The following is a 17126-nucleotide window of genomic DNA, read 5'->3' on the forward strand; positions in this document are numbered from 1 at the left end:
CATGCCTTCCGACGACTGGTACCTGACCGACGACGTCGAGGAATTCCTGGCGCGCGCAGGGGAGTTCCTCCGCTCACGGCCCGCACCGCACACCGTGCACCTGACGGTGACGGAGAATCTGCGCTCGAGCGGCGCGCGGCCCTACGGAGACGCCGACCCCGAGTTCGGCGTGCTGGCCGGGGAGGACGGGGCGGGCGTGCGCGCCGCCTTCCTCCGCACGCCGCCCCATCCGCTCCTCCTCACTGCCCTGACCGAGGAGGAGGCCGCCGTGCTGGCGGCGCGGCTGGCCGATGAGGGACGCGGGGTGTCCGGTGTCACCGCGGACCGCGACACCGCCGCCGCGTTCGCCGGGGCCTGGCGTCGGATCGCCGGCGCCGAGGTACGCCTGCGGCAGCGGATGCGGCTCTACCGGCTGGGCGAGTTGACGGTGCCGCAGCCGGTCCCGCCGGGGCGGGCCAGGGTGGCGGGCGAGGCGGACCGGAAACGACTGGCACGGTGGTTCGAGGAGTTCTCCGCCGCCATCGGCGAGCCGGGCGCCCAGGACCCGGAGTACTGGGCGGACGAGCGCGTGCGGCGCGGTGACGTGATGTTCTGGAGGGACTCGGACGGGACGCCCGTCGCCATGGCGGGCATGTCTCCGAAGGTCGCCGGGCAGGTGCGGGTGGTCGCGGTCTACACGCCGGCGCACCTGCGGGGGCGCGGGTACGCGGGCGCCGTCACGGTCGAGGTCAGCCGGGCGGCGCTGGAGTCGGGGGCCGAGGAGGTGCTGCTGTTCACCGATCTCGCCAATCCGACCAGCAACGGCCTCTACCAGCGCATCGGTTACCGGCCGGTGTCCGACTTCGCGATGTACGACTTCGGCTGAGCCGGGTCAGGGCCACAGCAGTTCGCGGGCCCAGCCGTCCGGTGTGCGGCTGTAGCGGAGCCGTACGTGGCGGCGCTGGGCGTCGCCCTGGAAGAACTCGGCCTCGGTGGGCTGGAGGCGGTAGAGGGTCCAGGAGGGGACCTCGGTGTCCGGGGCGCTCCGGGCCCGCTCCCAGGCCGACTCCGAGGCGCGGGTCAGCTCGTCCAGGGAGTCCAGGACCTCGCTCTGGTGGCCGGTGAGGGCGGCGGCCAGGGCGCCTGTCGAGCGGGCGTGCAGGTCCGAGTGGGCCTCTTCCGGCGGGGCGGCCGTGACCGGGCCCCGGACGCGGACCTGGCGGCCCCGGACCGGCCAGTAGAAGGCGAGGGCGGCGTGCGGACAGGCGGCCAGCTGGCGGCCCTTGCGGCTGCCGGCGTGGGTGGCGAAGGACCAGCCCGCGGCGTCCGCGCCGTGCAGCATCACGATGCGGACGTCCGGCCGGCCCTCCTCGTCCGTGGTCGCCAGCGACATCGTGTGCGGCTCGGGCTGCCCGGCCGCCGCCGCCTCCGCCAGCCACCGTGCGAAGAGGGGCAGCGGGGTGGCGGGTGCCGTCGCGGGGTCGAGGGCGGGCAGTTCGGTGAACTCCGGGTCCCAGACGCGAAGTGACGCCAGCAGCTCGTGAAGATCCGGTTCCATGCCCCGAGTATCGCCCCCGACGCCGGAGCTCAGCTCTTTTGGGCCTCCTCGGCCTCCAGGGCCTGCTGGGCCTCCGGGGCGTCTTCGGTCGCCTGCTTGTCGCGCAGCGCCTGTTCGACCGCGTCCCGCACGCGGGCGTCCTCGCGCAGCTTGCGCCGGGCCCGGCCGCGACGGGCGCGGACGACCGCGCCGGCGATGACCGCGATCAGCAGGACGAGGATCAGCAGCAGCATCCAAGGGACGGCCCAGCCGTGCGCGGTGGCCCGGACCGGATCGAGCGAGGTGGTGGAGCCCGACGCGTCGGTGAGCAGGGGAGTGAGGGTGGCGGTCGCGGTCAGGCTGACGCCGGGCGTCACGCCGTGCACGGGCACCTTCACCTTCCAGCTCTCGCCCGGGAGCAGCTCCGGCGGCGAGGGGATCTTGCCCGCCTCGGTCCGCAGCCATCCGAACGGGCCCGCGACCGACACCGTCTGCCCGGCCGAGAGCATGGCGTTGCCGGTGTTGTGGATCGTGTACGTGACGGTGGCGTCGCCGGCGGCGAACGGGTTGGCCGAGCCGGAGTAGTCCACGCGCAGGTTCTCGACCGCCAGGTTCGGCCTGAGGTCGCCGCCGACCCGCAGCTTGACCCGGATGCCGAGGCGCCGGTCCACGTTGATGCCCTCGGCCTCGTCGGACTGCCGCAGCGAGGTCAGGACGCCGCCCACGTAGTCGCCGGGCGTGGCGTTGCCGGGAACGGTGACCGTGAAGGGGATCTGGACGGACTTGCCGGGCCGGAGCACGACGCTCCTGCGGTCGGCGTTGACCCAGGCGCCGACGCCGACGGACTTCTTGTCCTTGGTGAGCAGGTCGAGCTGGCCGGTGTCGGTCGTGAAGCCGTCGGCGGCGTAGACGGCCAGGGTGAGCGGGGACTTGCCGCGGTTGGAGACGACCATGGCGTCCTCGACGCGTCCACCGGGGTTCACGGCGTAGCTGAAGCTGGACCGGTCGGCACCGTAGCTGTTCGGCGCCGTCCTGACCGTCCAGGTGACGTCGCCGCCCGCCGCCGCGGCCGGAGTGGCCCGCAGCCCGGTGAGGGTGAAGGCCATGAGCAGGGTCAGGGCGGCGGTACGGACGAGGGCCGTGACCGTGGTCTTCCGGCGCGTTGCGGGCAGGGGCATCTCGGGGTCCTCGGGCGGTCTGGTGCGGGTCTGGGGCGAGCGGAGGGGGGTGGGCACCGGAAGGTGCCCACCCCAGGTCAAGCGGTTACGGTCAGCTGCTCAGCGCAGTGATCGTGAGGGTGGCGCGGTAGGCGCCCTTGTCGACGCTGCCCGGGATCTTCAGATCCAGGTCCGCGCCCAGCTTGGCCTTGCCCTTGGGGTGGCCCTGGTCGGCCCAGCCGAGCCCGCGCGAGACGGACAGACCCGTGCCGCCGTCGTAGCCGGAGGCCACCTCCCCGCTGGCCTTGGCGCCGGCGCCGTCCTGGAGCACGTTCGGCGTCCAGCCGAGGTAGGCACCGGAGAACACCTTGTCGGCGTCCTTGAAGTCACCCACGCTGGCCGAGACCGACCACGGGGCGAGCGAGCGGCGGCTGTCCGACACGAGGATCGGGTTGATCTTGCCGCCGGCCTGGAAGTAGTCGCCGTCGTGCTCCTTGGCGGTGCCGAGGTCCACCAGGCCGTTGTAGCCGTCGATCGTCCAGCCGAACTCGCCCGGGGCCGCGTTCGGGACGTTCACCTGGATGTCCTGGCCGTCGCCGTGGTACGGGTGCACGGTGACCTTGTCGACGACCGAGCCGACCGGCTGACCGGAGGGCGTGTTGGTGCAGGAGACCTGGCTGAGCTCCACCGCGGCGTTCGGCGCCGCGCAGGTGCCGCTGCGCAGGTTCTCGACGACGAGCTTGTCGTTGCGGACCTTGACCTTGACGTAGCTGCGGACGTTCTCCTGGTTCTGGACCGAGTTGAACCAGTAGTTGCCAGGGTTCAGCGGGTCGGCACCGTTGCCCGCGCCGCTCGTGCCGCTGCTGTCCGGCTTGGTGATGCCGTAGTACTTCGAGCCCGAGGCCGAGTTGGCCGTCACGTACAGCACACCGCCGGGACCGGGGTACACGTCGGCGGCGCCGGGCTGCTCGTCCTTGTTCTGCTTCTCGCTGTTCTTCAGCAGGTAGCTGCGCGAGTAGGCGTGGTCGTGGCCGGCCAGCACCAGGTCGACACCCAGCTTGGAGAAGGCGGCCGGCAGGTCGTTGCGGCGGACCTTGGCGTCGGAGTCCTTGGCGTGCGAGGCCGGCGAGTACATCGCGTGGTGGAAGACGAGCACCTTCCACTTGGCCTCGGAGCCGTGCTTGTTGACGACGTCCGTGACGTAGTTGATGTGCGCCGCGTCGCCGCCGCCGCCCTGGCTGGTGGCGTAGCTGTTGCTGTTGATGTCGATGAACAGCACATCCTTGTAGATGTACCAGTAGTTGCCCCCCGACGAGTTGGAAGCCGGGTTGCCGTTCGAGTACAGCGGCGCCGAGCGGTCGGTGTTCGGCGTGTAGAGGTGCTGCTCGTACGCCTTGCCGCCGACGTCGTGGTTGCCGATGGTGGCGGCCCACGGGTACTGGCGAAGCTGGTCGGGGGCGAGGAAGGCGTTCCACTGGGACTCGGTGTTGGCGGTCTCGACGTGGTCGCCGCCCGACACCAGCAGCTCGGAGTCCGGGTTGGCCCCGAGCGCGACGTCCAGGGTGTCCTGCCAGCCGGCCTGGTCCTTGGCGGTGTTGCCGGACGAGCCGATCTGCGGGTCGCCGAAGAACAGGAAGTCGTAGTCGCCCTTGAAGTCCTGCGTCTTGAAGGTGTACGTCGAGGACCAGTTGCCCTCGGAGCCGACCCGGTAGGAGTAGGCCGTGTGCTCCTGGAGGCCGGTGAGCGTGGCGTGGCGGTTGTAGCCGCCGCTGGTGGAGATGTTCTCGCCGCCGAGAGCGTCGAAGACGGTGGCGGAGGCCGGGAACCCTCCGTTGTCGAGCTGCGCCGCCGGGGCGAGCTGGACCTTCTGCGTGGTGTCGGCCGAGGAGTACCAGGTCACGGTGCGCTGGGACTCGTTGGCGCCGACGCCGAGGATGATGCCGGTGAACGTGCTGGTCTCGGCTGCCTGGACGGGGGAGGCCAGGCCGCTGCCGAGGGCCACGGTCAGGCCCAGGAATGCCGCGGCGGCACCAGTGGCCACGCGGCGCCGCGCCGACCCGGAGGCCGGCGAGGAGGGTCTCGAAATCATCAGATTCGTTCCTTTAGTGCACGGAGGTGCATGGAATGGAGGCCATCAAGGTCTCCGGATTTGGTAAATCAATCGCAAATGTGATCTTGGGATTGGCTGAACTTCGAGGTAGACCTGGGCAGTTCTCGGCCGCTCTCGGCCGTTCTCAGCCTTCGAGCACCCGCTGCACGAACCACACCAGGCCCATGGCGGCCACGCCCGCGCACAGTGCGCCGGTCGCCCAGAGGCCTGCCCTCGGCGCACGGCGGTACAGCAGCGCCAGCAGCGGGAAGACGATCGCGATGATTCCCAACTGCACTGCTTCGATACCGACGTTGAACACCAGTAGGGACCACAGCAGGGTCCAGGACCACGGTTCGTCGATCCCCAGCGCTCCCGCGAAACCCAGGCCGTGCACGAGACCGAAGCAGAACACGACGCCGAGGCGCAGCCATCCGGCCCGGTCCAGGCCCAACGGGCCCTCAACCGCCGGGTCGGGAAGGGCGGCGGCCCGGTCGCCGCGCCGCGGCAGCCGCCACAGGTGCCAGCCGGCGACGACGGCGATCGACAGCGCGATCACGGGCTCCACGATCCGCTCCGGCACGTGCACCAGACCGAGGGCGGCGAGCAGGAACGTCACCGAGTGGGCCAGGGTGAAACTCGTGGCCGCGAGCACGATTTCGCGCAGGCGGCGGGACCCGGCGATGAGCGCCAGCAGGAACAGGACGTGGTCGACCCCGGTCAGCAGGTGCTCGGCGCCCAGGCGGAAGAACTCCCAGAACCGCTCGTACCACGACTGGCCGATCGAGAAGGACGGATGGTCGGCGTCGAGCGCGGCGCTGCCGGAGAGGCCGGCGAGGTCGTACGTGGCGATCGTCCGGGTGCCGCGGACATAGCCCTCGGAGTCGGGGAAGAGCGTGCTGCGCACCTCGGGGTCGCCGCCCTGTTCGGGGCAGGCCCACTCAAGGGGCAGGGTGGCGTACGGCACGCCCTCACGCCGGCCGATCGTGAAGTCGCCGGCCCGGGACGGTGTGCAGGCCTTGCCGCCGGTGCCGACCGAGAAGCGCTCGGTGACGTACCTGACGGCCGACTTCGCGTGGGAGTCGAGCGCCGCCGCCTGTCCTTCGGTGTCCCCGGCCTCGAACGCGGCGGTGCCCGCCCGGAAGAGGGGATCGTCGTGCTCGGCGTCGGCGGCGGACACGACGAAGAGGTCGTACTCCAGCTCCAGCACCGTGCGTATGCGGCCGCCGTCGCCGTTCGTGATGTGGACGTACACGACCGACGAGAAGCCGTGGGCGGAGGCCGGTTGCCCGAGGCTCAGGAAAGCGATCACCGCCGCGATGATCCCGACGAGGGCGCGGCGGATCCGTGATGACATGGTGGCTCCTTGAGGTTTCCCGTGCACGGTGCATGTCACCGGTGAACAAACTCCGGCCCATCGGCGAACCGTTGAGAAACAAGCCCCGCAACGGCGCTCGCGGAGGCGACCTGCGGTGACCGGGATAGCAGGATGGCGGCGCACCCCCTCATCACTCGGAGGACGATCGCCTTGCGCTCCCCGCTTCGGGCCGTTGCCACGCTGGCCGCGGTCGCCGCGCTGGTCGCCGGATGCGGCTCCGGCGACGACTGGTCACGGCCGCACGCGAAGCCCACCGCCGTCGGCATGCTCGGCGCGGGGTTCACCGACCCCTCCGCCCCGCCCACCCCGGAGGCCACGGTCACGCCGCGGCCCGGTTCCTGGAAGGGGGTGCACCCGCCGAAGGGCTACCGCGTGGTGCTGCTCACCGCGGGCGACGACCGTCCGACCAGGGCCCTGGCGTCAGCGGTCGAGGACTGGGCCGCGAGCGAGCACGTCGATCTCAGGACGGTGACCGCGGACGGCCCCCACGACCTCGTTCCCGGCATCGGCAGGGCCATCGACATGGGCCCGGACCTCGTCATCAGCGCGGGCAACGATCTCGTCGATCCCCTCACCGTGGTCACCGCGAGCCATCTGTCGCAGGAGTTCCTCGTCGTCGGCGCGGAGCTGGCCGAGCCCACCCACAATGTGACGGCGGTCGACTGGTCGGGTGCGTCGTTCCGGGGCGAGGGCCTCGGCATGTCCTCGACGTACGACCCGGAGTCGTTCACCGCCGGGCGCTGCGCGGCCGCCGTCCGCGCGGGCGTCGCGGCCGTCCTCCACAACCTGACGGGCATCGTGCTCTGGCTCGACCACGCCTAGCCCCGACCACCGCAGGGCCCGACCGCCTCAGCGCCCGACCGCCTCAGGGCCGACCGTCTCTGAGCCTGGCGGTCGCTGGGCTCGGTCGTCGCTGGGCTTGGCCGTCTTCGGGTCCGGCCGTCTTCGGGTCCGGCTGTCTTCGGGTCCGGCTGTCTTCGGGTCCGGCTGTCTTCGGGCTCGGCGGTCGTTGGGTTTGGCCGTCTTCGGGTCCGGCTGTCTTCGGGCTCGGCGGTCGTTGGGTTTGGCCGTCTTCGGGTCCGGCTGTCTTCGGGCTTGGCCGTCGTCGGCTCGGTCGTCTTCGGGTCCGGCTGTCTTCGGGCTTGGCCGTCGTCGGCTCGGTCGTCTTCGGGTCCCGCTGCCTTTGGGCTCGACCGTCGCTGGGTCCGGCCGTCTCTAGGCTCGGCTGTCCGTGGGTCCGGCCGTCGCTGGGCTCGACCGTCGCTGGGCTCGGCCATCTTCGGGTCCGGCAGTCTCAGGGCCCGGTCGTCGCTGGGTCCGGCCGCCTCTGAGCGCGGCGGTCGCTGGGCTCGACCGTCGCTGGGTCCGGCTGTCTTCGGGTTCGACCGTCGCTGGGCCTGGTCGTCTCCGACCCGGCCGCCTTCAGACCCGGTCGCCTTTGGGTCCGACCGTTTCCGGGCTCGGCCGCCTTTGGGCCCGACCGTCGCTGGGCTCGGTCGCCTCCAAGCTCGGCCGCCTTTAGGTTCGGCCGTCTCCAATCCCGGCCGTCTCCAATCCCGGCCGTCTCCAATCCCGGTCGTCTCCAAGCCCTGCCGCCCCCAAGCCCGGCCGGCTCCAGGCCCGCCCCGCGTGGTTCGGTTCTCCCCCCAACGCAGCAGGCGGCGGTCCACTTGGGTGGACCGCCGCCTGCCTGACAGGACTTGGGGCCTGGAGGGAGTCCGAGGCCGGGGCGCGGGCTATCGTGTCGGCTTCCTGCCGGTGACGCCCAGGTGGACCAGGAGCGCCAGGTTCGGCTTCAGGTCGGCCTGTTTCACCCCCGAGACGAAACCTTTCTGGTGCGAGGCGACCGCCGCGAGCATCGCGACCAGCGAACCGGCGATCGCGGCCGGATTCACATCCTTGTCGACCCGTCCCTTGGACTGGAGTTCGGTGACCGAGTCCGTCAGGGAGTTGTTCACGGAGTTCAGGATCTTCATACGGATCTTGTAAAAGCGCTTGTCGCCCTCGGCGGCGCCGAGATCGATCACGCGCAGAATGGCGTCGTTGCGATGCCAGAACTCGAGAAACCCGTCCACGAGTTCCTGCGCCGTCTGCCAGCCGGACTTGCCGGTCCACGACCGGCCTTCCAGCAGCTCGGCCAATCCGGCGCCCTCGGCGGCCATTTGATCGGCGATCTCCAGAACGGCGCCCTCGACGTCGGGGAAGTATTGATAGAAGGTCGCGGGCGAAGTGCCCGCCTTCCTGGCGACATCGATGACCTTGACGTCCCGGTAGGGGGAGGAGCTGAGCATCTCGCTGAGGCAGTCGAGCAGCTTCTGCCGGGTCGCCTGCCCACGTCGACCGGCCACGCGGCCGTCGACGGTACGCACTTGTCCTGTCATGTCGTCAGCTTACCGAGCAGTGATCGGAGCGCGATTCGGCCGAGTGCAAATGGGGTGCGTGGGCTCAGAGAGGCTGGTGTGCCTGGTCTGCGGGTCGCACGGGACCCGGCTAGTTTGGCGACATGGCCGAAAACAGGGCATCCGCGAGCACAGAGGGCATCCCCTGCTGGGTGGACGCGCAGCTTCCCGACGTCGAGGCGGGAAAGCGGTTCTACGGTGAGCTCTTCGGGTGGAGCTTCGCGGAGGAGACGTACGGCGGATCCGTACCGGCCCGGCTGGAGGGGGAGCCCGTCGCCGCGCTCTCGCCGAAGACGGACGGCCGTATGCCCACCGTCTGGACGGTGTACTTCGCCACCCCGGACGCCCGGGCGCTGGCCGAGCGGATCCGGGCTGCCGGCGGGCAGGTCGTGACGCCGCCCGCCCGGGTCGACGGCCTGGGCACGGCCGCCCTCGCCGCCGATCCCGAGGGCGCCGTCTTCGGGCTGTGGCAGCCGGACAGCCACCAGGGCTTCGGCAGGCGCCACGAGCCGGGCACCTTCGCCTGGGCCCAGCTCTACGCCCGCGACACCGAGGCCGCCAACGACTTCTACGGCGGACTGTTCCACGACGCCCTGTTCGGGCCGGGTGCCGAGCCCGACTTCGGCCGGTCCGCCGTCTCCGACGTCTTCCCGCCCGAGATGCCGCCGCACTTCCTCGTCCACTTCCGGGTCGCCGAGACGGAGGCCGCCCTCGGCGCGGTGGCCCGGCTCGGCGGGCGCGTGCAGGTGCCGCCCTTCGGGACGTCGTACGGAACCGTCGCCGTCGTCGCCGACAATCAGGGGGCGTCCTTCGCCCTACTGGAGAGGTGAATTCCGCCCCCCAGCCGGGAAGAGGGGGTTTTGCGGCATGACATCCCGATGTGTCGCCGGGTTCGCAACCTGTGCGCCGGACAGGAAGAATCAGGGTGCGTGCCGCCGCGGCGGTGCGGTGGTGAGACGCTGCACTTGGGTCGCGTACATATGTGGGTGGCGCGGCTCGTACGGGGAGGTGGCAGGCAAGTGGTGGATCAGCTGACGCAGCACGACCCGCGGCGGATCGGGCCGTTCGAGGTGCTGGGACGGCTGGGTGCCGGCGGCATGGGGCTGGTCTATCTCGCGCGCTCGGCGTCCGGCCGGCGCGTGGCGATCAAGACGGTCCGGACCGAGCTGGCCGAGGACCAGCTGTTCCGGGTCCGCTTCACACGTGAGGTGGAGGCCGCGCGAGCGGTCTCCGGCTTCTACACGGCCGCGGTCGTCGACGCCGACCCGCGCGCCGCGGTGCCGTGGCTGGCCACCGCCTACGTCCCGGCGCCCTCCCTCGAGGAGATAGTGACCGAGTGCGGTCCGCTCCCGGCCCAGGCGGTGCGCTGGCTGGCGGCGGGCGTCGCCGAGGCGCTTCAGTCCATCCACGGCGCCGGGCTCGTCCACCGCGACCTGAAGCCGTCCAACGTCCTCGTCGTCGAGGACGGGCCGCGGGTGATCGACTTCGGGATCGCCTCCGGGGTCTCGAACACCCGGCTGACCATGACGAACGTCGCCGTCGGCACCCCCGCGTACATGTCCCCGGAGCAGGCCAAGGACTCGCGCAGCGTCACCGGCGCCAGCGATGTCTTCTCGCTCGGCTCGATGCTGGTCTTCGCCGCCACCGGGCATCCGCCCTTCCACGGCGCCAACCCCGTCGAGACGGTCTTCATGCTGCTGCGCGAGGGCCCCGACCTGGAAGGGCTCCCGGACGAGCTGCGTCCGCTGATCGAGTCGTGCATGCAGATGGAGGCCACCGGCCGGCCCAAGCCGGCCGACCTCCAGGCCCAGCTCGCCCCCCATCTGTTCGGCTCCGGCTCCGACGACAGCGGTACGGCCTCCGCCTGGCTGCCCGAGCCGGCCGTCGGCCTCATCGAGTCCCGCCGCGGCGGCCGCCTGGCCGTGCAGCCCGCCGCGCCCGGCCCCCGCGGCGGCGGCCGGCTCCCCGTACCGCCCCCGCCCTCGCACAGCCCGGCCGTACCGGCGCCGCCCGGGCCCGCGCCGGTGGGCGTCCCCGACTCCGGTCCCGTGCGGCTGGCCGGCGCCCAGGTGCCGATCGGTCCCGGTCCGCGCGTCGCCGACGCCCGTGCCGCCGCCGTCAAGGCGCCCCCGCCCGAGGCGGGCCTGGCCGCCACCTGGTCCAGACCGCACCCCGGCGTCAACGGCGCCGACCCCGCCGTACCCGCCGTACCGGCCTTGCCGCCGGCGCCGCCGGAGACCCCGGCCGGCTGGCGGCCGTGGCGCTTCCGTATGTCCAACGACGTCTGGGGCACCCCGTCCGTCGTCGACGACCTCGTCTACGTCACCTCCTTCGAGGTGCACGCCCTGGACGTGGCCACCGGCCGCCGCCGCTTCAAGACCCGCGACGTGGCCTGGTCCATGGCGGTCGCCGACGGCCGGGTGCACGCCTCCGACGGGCCCACCCTGTTCGCCCTGGACGCCCGCGAGGGCGCCGACCTGTGGCGCTTGCAGACGGACTCCTGGGTGTACTCCCTCACGGCCGACCGCGGCACCGTCGTCACCGGCACCCGCGGCGGGGGTGTCCAGGCCTGGGAGGCCGCCGGCGGCCAGAAGCTGTGGGAGATCGCCGGCTGCCAGACCGACTTCGAGTCCCCCGAGGCCGGCCCCGTCGTCCACGACGGCACCGTGTACGTCTGGCAGGACGCCCGCCTGCGCGCCCTGGAGGCCCGCACGGGCGAGGAGCGCTGGTCCTACCCGATCGGCGACGCGGCCTCCTGCGGCGGCGTGCCGGTGCGCGTCACCCCGGCCCCCGACGGCTACGTCTACATCTGCGCCGGCGCCCGTGTGCTCGCCGTGGACGTGGCGAGCGGCCACGTGCGCTGGCACTTCGAGGCCCCCGCGGTCTTCCTGTGCCCGCCGGCCTTCGCGCCGGGCCCGGCGGTGAGCGGCGGCGGCATCTACCTCGCCGACTACCTCGGCACCGTCTACGCCCTCGACGCCACCGACGGCCGCGACCGCTGGCGCATCGCCACCGAGTCCCGCGCCTCCGTCGCCCCGGTCCTGGTCGCCGCCGGGCACGTCCACGTCGGCAGCGGCAGGGGCCTGTACACCCTGGACGCGGTCACCGGCACGCCCAAGTGGCGTTTCCAGGCGGGCGGCGAGATCGTCGGCTCCCCGGCGGTCGCCGAGGGCCGTATCCACTTCGGCTCCACCGACCACCTGCTGTACACGCTCAAGGCCGACGACGGCCGGCTGCGCTGGAAGCTCGCCACCGGCGGCGAGATCACCGGTTCCCCGGTGGTCAGGGACGGGGTCGTGTACGCGTGCAGCAAGGACCGCTGCGTGTACGCCCTGGACGCGGAGAAGGGGACGGGCACCGTCCGCACCACCTGATCCGCGCCAGGGCGGTGTGGTGACGGCCGTCGTACGGGATACACGGAAAGGGCCTCCGACGACGGCCGTCGGTCCTGGTCAGCGATGCTTTCGTCACCGCTCACGCGGATGACGCTACTCGGCGTGCGGGTTCGTCGCCACGCGAGTCCCGGTGAGCCGCCGCTACGCCGATAGGGTGATCGCATGCAGACGCGTGGGCGCAGGATCAGGTTCACGGCGGTGTCGGCGGTGGTGGTACTCGCGCTGACGGGCTTCTCCGAGGGACATGGGCACGGGCGCAGCCGACACGGCGGCGGCGGTGGCGGCGGGTGCAGCAACTCGCACCAGAACCACGACAGTTCGACATCCAGCGGCCCGTACGGCGGCTCGTCCAGCGGCTCTTACGGCGACTCGGACGACGACGGCGGGACCAGCGGCACCGGCGGCACCAGCGGCACCTACAACCGCCGTCCCGGCTACCGCTCCACACCCACTTCCCCCAGCGGCACCGGCAAGAGCCGCGGCCTGCGGGACGCCACGGTGAGGCTGATCGGCTGCGCGACGCGGAAGAGGCCGTACGCGACCGTCGAGGTCACCAACCCCAACGACAGCAAGGCCGACTTCCAGGCCTGGGTCACCCTCTACGACACCGAGGGCACCCAACTCCTGAAGAACTCGTCCCCGGTGGTCTCGGTACCCGCAAAGGGCAAGGCCACCACCGAAGTACCCCTCGGCGAACCCTTCCTGCCCTCGGCCGCCCGCTGCGAACCAGACCCCACGGCCTCGCCCCGGAGTTGAGCGGCCGCCGCCGGCCAAGTCCGGAGAGGCAAGTGGAGGATTTGGGCCACCGCTGGGAGCTGTGAGCTGGGGTCGCGGGTCTGTGGGTTGGCCCAAATCCTCCAATTGCTGCTCTGCCTGTGGGCAGTTACCTCGCGCTCGTGGACAGAGCTGTGCGGATCTGCTCGATCATGAACGATGGGCGGTGGAAGACGTCTTCGGCGGTGAAGCGGAGGAGGCTTCGTACCTCGGGGCACTGGAGCACCTGGTTGAAGCGGGCGATGTCCTGGCGGTGGGAGTCGCGGGTGCCGTGATAGGCGTATCCCCCGATCTCCACGGCAAGTCCCGCCTCACGGAAGAGGAAGTCGAGGCGCACGCGGCGTCCGGCCGGGGTGATGATCTCGGCTTGCGACTCAGGGTGGAGACCGGCGTCGTGCAGGCGCAGCCGGGCGATCGTCTCGGCCGGCGAACCGGCGCGTGGGTCGCACAGCAGCAGCCAGGTTCTCGCCCGCGCCGTACCCCGGGAGCGGGCCTTCAGAGTGGCCTCGACGGAGGCCATGCCGGTGAGCGGTGGACGGCGGGCACCGTCGACCTTCCGATACCCGAGCGCGGAGTCCACGGCGACGATCGCGTCGTCCCTTGGGCCGGCCCGGAGGAGGTCGGTGAGCGTGCGGCGCGCGCTGGTGAACCGGAGGCCGTGCAAGCCCTCGACCACCTCGGCCCGCTCCAGGAGCATGCGATGCACCCGCACGCCCGTTTCATTGCCGTGCACGGCGCGTCCGGGGTCGATGAACTCCAGCGTTGCTCCGGCGCTGCTGCCCAGCGTTTCGATCCGCCAGAGCGCGGCTGCCGAGCCGTGGCTGGCGACGAGTCGTGGCCTGACGAGTTGCACAGCCCGCAGCCGTGTGGCGAGGGCCGGGGCACTTCCCGGCTCCGCCCACGCACCGGCATACAGCCGGACCCAGCCCTGAGTTCGAAGCGCCCGCGTCAGGAATTGGCAGGAACCTGCCGACACACTTCGGCCGCGGTGGCTCCCCCTCGGTGCCACCGCGGCCGATCCCCCGTTTGTTAGGGCCGTCAGGCCTTTTCGTCGGTGATGTGGGTGTCGAGCGGCTTGACGGTGTCGTCCTTCAGCGGGGCGTCCGTGATGTGGGTGTCGAGCGGCTTGACGGTGCCGTCGGACTTCTTCGCTTCCGCCATCGTTGTTCAACTCCTGTGGCTCTGTGGTCGTGAGGCCCGTCCGGCGACTCCCCCGAGGGCCGCCGGACGGACTGGTAGGGACCGCTCACCCTAGCGGCGGGCCCGATTCGAGCCGTCTGCCCCCCGACGCGACGGCTTGATAGGACGAGAGTGCCGTAAGGGCATAAACAAACGATGAACGCCTCAACGGACGCTTTGGGCAGTGCGCGTGGGAAGAAGCAGTTCCTTGATGTCGGCCGCCTCGGCAGCCCCCAGTGCCTCGTAGAGCGACAGCGCGTCATGCCAGCAGGCTTTGGCACGGTCGACCTGGTCGACCTGGTGAAGTGCCTTTCCCAGCAGGGTCAGCACGTTGCCGCGACGCCAGTCGCCACCGATTCCCCGCAGCATGGCAAGGGACTGCTCTGCGAGGGCCGCGGCCTGCGCCGGCCTGTTCTTGGCGAGACCCACCTCGGCGAGGCGGAAGATCGTCATGCCCTCCCAGAGCCGCTGTCGGCTTTCACGGAATCCGCCGAGCGCTTGGGTGAACTGCTCTGCTGCCTCGTCGAGTTCCTCGGCCTGCGCCAGAGCGAGCCCGAGAGCGTAGCGTCCGTTCGCACCGCGCAGGGTGTGGCCCAGACGGTCGTAGATGTCGACGCCCTGCTGTGCGAGGTCGATGGCGATCGCGGTGTCTCCCATGGCGAGGTGTGACCGGGAGAGGTTGCACAGCGCGCTCGCCTCGCCCGCCAGGTTCCCGTCCACGCGGAAGTTGGTGATGGCCTGCCGCAAGAAGGCGGCGCCTTCGTCGTGGCGGTTCCGATAGACCGCGATCACGCCGCAGTGATTCGGCACCCAGCAGTTCAGGGCCGCGTCGTCGAAGTCGGCGATCAACGATGCCGCATGCCTGGCCTCTTCGTCGGCCTGCGCGAAGCGACCGGCCACCAGATGTGCCTCGGTCAGCGTGATGCGCGCCCTGGCCTCGGCACGGCCGTCATCGCGGGCCTGCGCGGCTTCGCGGGCCGCTGTCGCGGCTGCTCCGTAGCCGAGGCCGTTCGCACCGGACTCGGCCAGGTCCTTCGCGGCCCAGAGCAGGTCGACGGCTCGGCGCAGTCCGCTGTTGCCGACCGACTGACTCACACAGGCCAAAAGGCAGTTGGCCTCCGCGTACAACCAGTCTCGTGCCGCATGGCGATCGCTGAACCGCAGGCCTGGAAACGCCGTTTTTTCCAGGTGATCCACCAGCCGGTCCCCCGGCCGTTCGATTGCGTAGACGCCGGCCGCCGTGGCCAGGTAGAAGTCCAGCAGCCGTGACATCGCCGCCTCGCGTTCGCCCGGCGGGTGTTCGTCGCGTTCCGCGCAGGCGCGGGCGTAGAGGCGGACCAGGTCGTGGAAGCGGTAGCGGCCGGGGGCCGCCGACTCCAGGAGCGACGTGTCGACCAGGGACTCCAGCACGTCCTCGGTGTCGTCCACCGACAGGTCCAGTACGGCCGCCGCCGCCTCCAGGGACATGTCCGGGCCGTCGGCCAGGCCCAGGAGGCGGAACGCCCGGGCCTGGGCCGGCTCCAACTGGCCGTAGCCCAGCTCGAACGTCGCCTTCACCGCCAGGTCACCCGCCTGGAGCTCGTCCAACCGCCGCCGCTCGTCCGCGAGTTTCGCCGCCAGGACCGAGACCGTCCAGGTCCTCCTCGCCGCCAGCCGGGACGCCGCGATACGGATGGCCAGGGGCAGGAAGCCGCAGGCGGCGACCACGTCGAGGGCCGCCTCGCGCTCGCCCGCCACCCGGTCCTCGCCCACGATCCTCGTGAACAGGGACAGCGCCTCGTCGGGGCTCATCACGTCCAGGTCCACCAGGTGCGCGCCCGCCAGGTCCACCATCCGCACCCGGGACGTGACCAGGGCCGCGCACCCCTCCGTCCCCGGCAGCAAGGGCCTGACCTGGGCCGCGTCCCGCGCGTTGTCCAGCAGGACCAGGACCCGGCGGCCGTCCAGCACCGACCGGTACAGGGCCGCGCGTTCCTCCAGGGAGTCCGGGATCGCCGAGTCCGCCGTGCCGAGGGCACGCAGGAAGGACCCCAGCACCGTCTCCGGTTCCGCCGCTCTCGGGCCGGCGCCCTGGAGGTCCACGTACAACTGTCCGTCCGGGAAGACGGCCCGCGCCTGGTGGGCCACGTGGACGGCCAGCGTCGTCTTGCCCACGCCGCCGATCCCGGCCAGCGCCGACACGGCCATCACGCGCCCCTCGGCCGACGCCAGCACCTCGCTCAGCTCGGCCACGAAGGAGCTGCGGCCCGTGAAGTCCGGCACGGTCGCCGGAAGTTGCGCGGGGCGCACCGCGACCACCGCCGGTTCGGCCACCGGGGAGGACGGCTCGGCGAGGGCCGGGTCGGCCTGGAGGATGCGCTGTTGCAGTTCGCGCAGTCCGGGGCGGGGGTCCACGCCCAGCTCGTCCGCCAGCAGGCGTCTGGTGTCGGCGTACACCGCCAGCGCCTCCGCCTGCCGGCCGCTGCGGTACAGCGCCAGCATCAGCAGCTCGCGCAGGCGCTCCCGCAGCGGGTGCGCCGCCGTCAGCGCGGTCAGCTCCGAGACGGCCTCCGCGTGGCAGCCCTGTTCGAGGTCCATGTCCAGGCAGGACTCCAGGAGTTGCAGGCGCCACTCCTCCAGGCGCACCCGCTGCGCCTCCGCGTACGGACCGGGCACGCCGGCCAGCGGTTCCCCGTCCCACAGGGAGAGCGCCCGCCGCAGGAGCTCGCGCGCCCGGCACAGGTCCCCGGCCGAACGGGCCTTGTCGGCGCGGGCCGCGTGCTCCTGCGCGTCGGCCAGGTCCAGCGCGCCCTCGCCCGGCCCGCGCACGGCGTATCCACCGGACTCGCTGACCAGCACCCCGGGGTCCAGCGCCTTGCGCAACCGGGAGGCGTACGTCCGCACCGCCGCCAGCGCCTGCGACGGTGGCTCCTCGCCCCACAGCGCGTCGATCAGCTCGGCCGCGGTCGCGGTGCGGCCCTCGCGCAGCAGCAGCGCGGCCAGCAGGGCGCGTTGCTGCGGGGATCCGGTGGGGAGGGGCTGCTCACCGCGCCAGGCTCGCACCGGACCGAGCACGCTGAAGCGCAGTGTCCCCGATCGCGCGGGACCCCGCTGCTCAGGCACCCGCGGTACACCTTCCATTGCTGCCCCCTGGCCCCCTGCCGAACCGTCAACAATCAGAGCCAGTTTGCCTTGTTCACGGCAGATGCGTCAGCTCCCGAGACCGCGATCACAGCCCCGCACTACCCACGACACACGGC

General features: G+C 71.8%; 13 protein-coding genes. 5 read left to right on the plus strand and 8 right to left on the minus strand.

Annotated features, from left to right (window positions below; translation table 11 throughout):
• The first annotated feature begins 1 nt into the window (after window position 1).
• Window positions 2-865 carry a GNAT family N-acetyltransferase gene (locus ACIQFZ_RS14130; protein ID WP_402691300.1) on the plus strand — a complete coding sequence of 288 codons (864 nt, stop codon included), beginning with the start codon at window positions 2-4 and terminating at the stop codon, window positions 863-865.
• A 6-nt stretch (window positions 866-871) separates the two neighbouring features.
• Here the strand turns inward: ACIQFZ_RS14130 and ACIQFZ_RS14135 are convergent, their stop codons facing one another.
• The 4 genes from ACIQFZ_RS14135 to ACIQFZ_RS14150 form a co-directional block, all read right to left on the minus strand.
• Window positions 872-1537 carry a pyridoxal 5'-phosphate synthase gene (locus ACIQFZ_RS14135; RefSeq protein ID WP_402691301.1) on the minus strand — a complete coding sequence of 222 codons (666 nt, stop codon included), beginning with the start codon at window positions 1535-1537 and terminating at the stop codon, window positions 872-874.
• Between the two features lie 29 nt (window positions 1538-1566).
• On the minus strand, window positions 1567-2694 hold the full coding sequence (locus ACIQFZ_RS14140) for a WxL protein peptidoglycan domain-containing protein (RefSeq protein WP_402691302.1): 1128 nt from the start codon (window positions 2692-2694) through the stop codon (window positions 1567-1569).
• Between the two features lie 91 nt (window positions 2695-2785).
• Complete coding sequence (locus ACIQFZ_RS14145) at window positions 2786-4762, minus strand: fibronectin type III domain-containing protein (RefSeq protein WP_402691303.1); 1977 nt, start codon at window positions 4760-4762, stop codon at window positions 2786-2788.
• 145 nt (window positions 4763-4907) lie between these two features.
• A complete protein-coding gene (locus ACIQFZ_RS14150; RefSeq protein ID WP_383056287.1) occupies window positions 4908-6119 on the minus strand; it encodes a HupE/UreJ family protein in 1212 nt (403 codons plus the stop codon).
• Between the two features lie 171 nt (window positions 6120-6290).
• Between ACIQFZ_RS14150 and ACIQFZ_RS14155 the strand changes: the two genes are divergently transcribed.
• Window positions 6291-6962 carry a hypothetical protein gene (locus tag ACIQFZ_RS14155; protein ID WP_365435423.1) on the plus strand — a complete coding sequence of 224 codons (672 nt, stop codon included), beginning with the start codon at window positions 6291-6293 and terminating at the stop codon, window positions 6960-6962.
• A 914-nt stretch (window positions 6963-7876) separates the two neighbouring features.
• Here the strand turns inward: ACIQFZ_RS14155 and ACIQFZ_RS14160 are convergent.
• On the minus strand, window positions 7877-8509 hold the full coding sequence (locus tag ACIQFZ_RS14160; protein ID WP_383056412.1) for a TetR family transcriptional regulator: 633 nt from the start codon (window positions 8507-8509) through the stop codon (window positions 7877-7879).
• 134 nt (window positions 8510-8643) lie between these two features.
• On the opposite strand from ACIQFZ_RS14160, the gene ACIQFZ_RS14165 reads away from it, so the two are divergent.
• From ACIQFZ_RS14165 to ACIQFZ_RS14175, 3 genes are all read left to right on the plus strand, one after another.
• Entirely contained in the window at window positions 8644-9369 is a 726-nt protein-coding gene (locus ACIQFZ_RS14165) for a VOC family protein (protein WP_365418866.1), read from the plus strand.
• A gap of 189 nt (window positions 9370-9558) precedes the next feature.
• A complete protein-coding gene (locus ACIQFZ_RS14170) occupies window positions 9559-11913 on the plus strand; it encodes a PQQ-binding-like beta-propeller repeat protein (RefSeq protein WP_402691304.1) in 2355 nt (784 codons plus the stop codon).
• 183 nt (window positions 11914-12096) lie between these two features.
• Entirely contained in the window at window positions 12097-12690 is a 594-nt protein-coding gene (locus tag ACIQFZ_RS14175) for a hypothetical protein (RefSeq protein WP_402691305.1), read from the plus strand.
• Window positions 12691-12817: 127 nt separating this feature from the next.
• Here ACIQFZ_RS14175 and ACIQFZ_RS14180 read toward each other — a convergent pair whose 3' ends face one another.
• The 3 genes from ACIQFZ_RS14180 to ACIQFZ_RS14190 form a co-directional block, all read right to left on the minus strand.
• Window positions 12818-13561 (minus strand): endonuclease domain-containing protein, encoded by a 744-nt coding sequence (locus tag ACIQFZ_RS14180; RefSeq protein WP_402691306.1) that lies wholly within the window; start codon window positions 13559-13561, stop codon window positions 12818-12820.
• Between the two features lie 185 nt (window positions 13562-13746).
• The gene (locus ACIQFZ_RS14185; protein ID WP_402691307.1) at window positions 13747-13869 is read right to left on the minus strand and encodes a hypothetical protein; all 123 of its coding nucleotides are present in this window, start codon (window positions 13867-13869) and stop codon (window positions 13747-13749) included.
• Window positions 13870-14052: 183 nt separating this feature from the next.
• Window positions 14053-17007 (minus strand): BTAD domain-containing putative transcriptional regulator, encoded by a 2955-nt coding sequence (locus tag ACIQFZ_RS14190; RefSeq protein WP_402691308.1) that lies wholly within the window; start codon window positions 17005-17007, stop codon window positions 14053-14055.
• Window positions 17008-17126: the final 119 nt, after the last annotated feature.

The organism is Streptomyces sp. NPDC093064 (assembly GCF_044754605.1).
In the GTDB taxonomy this organism is placed as follows: domain Bacteria; phylum Actinomycetota; class Actinomycetes; order Streptomycetales; family Streptomycetaceae; genus Streptomyces.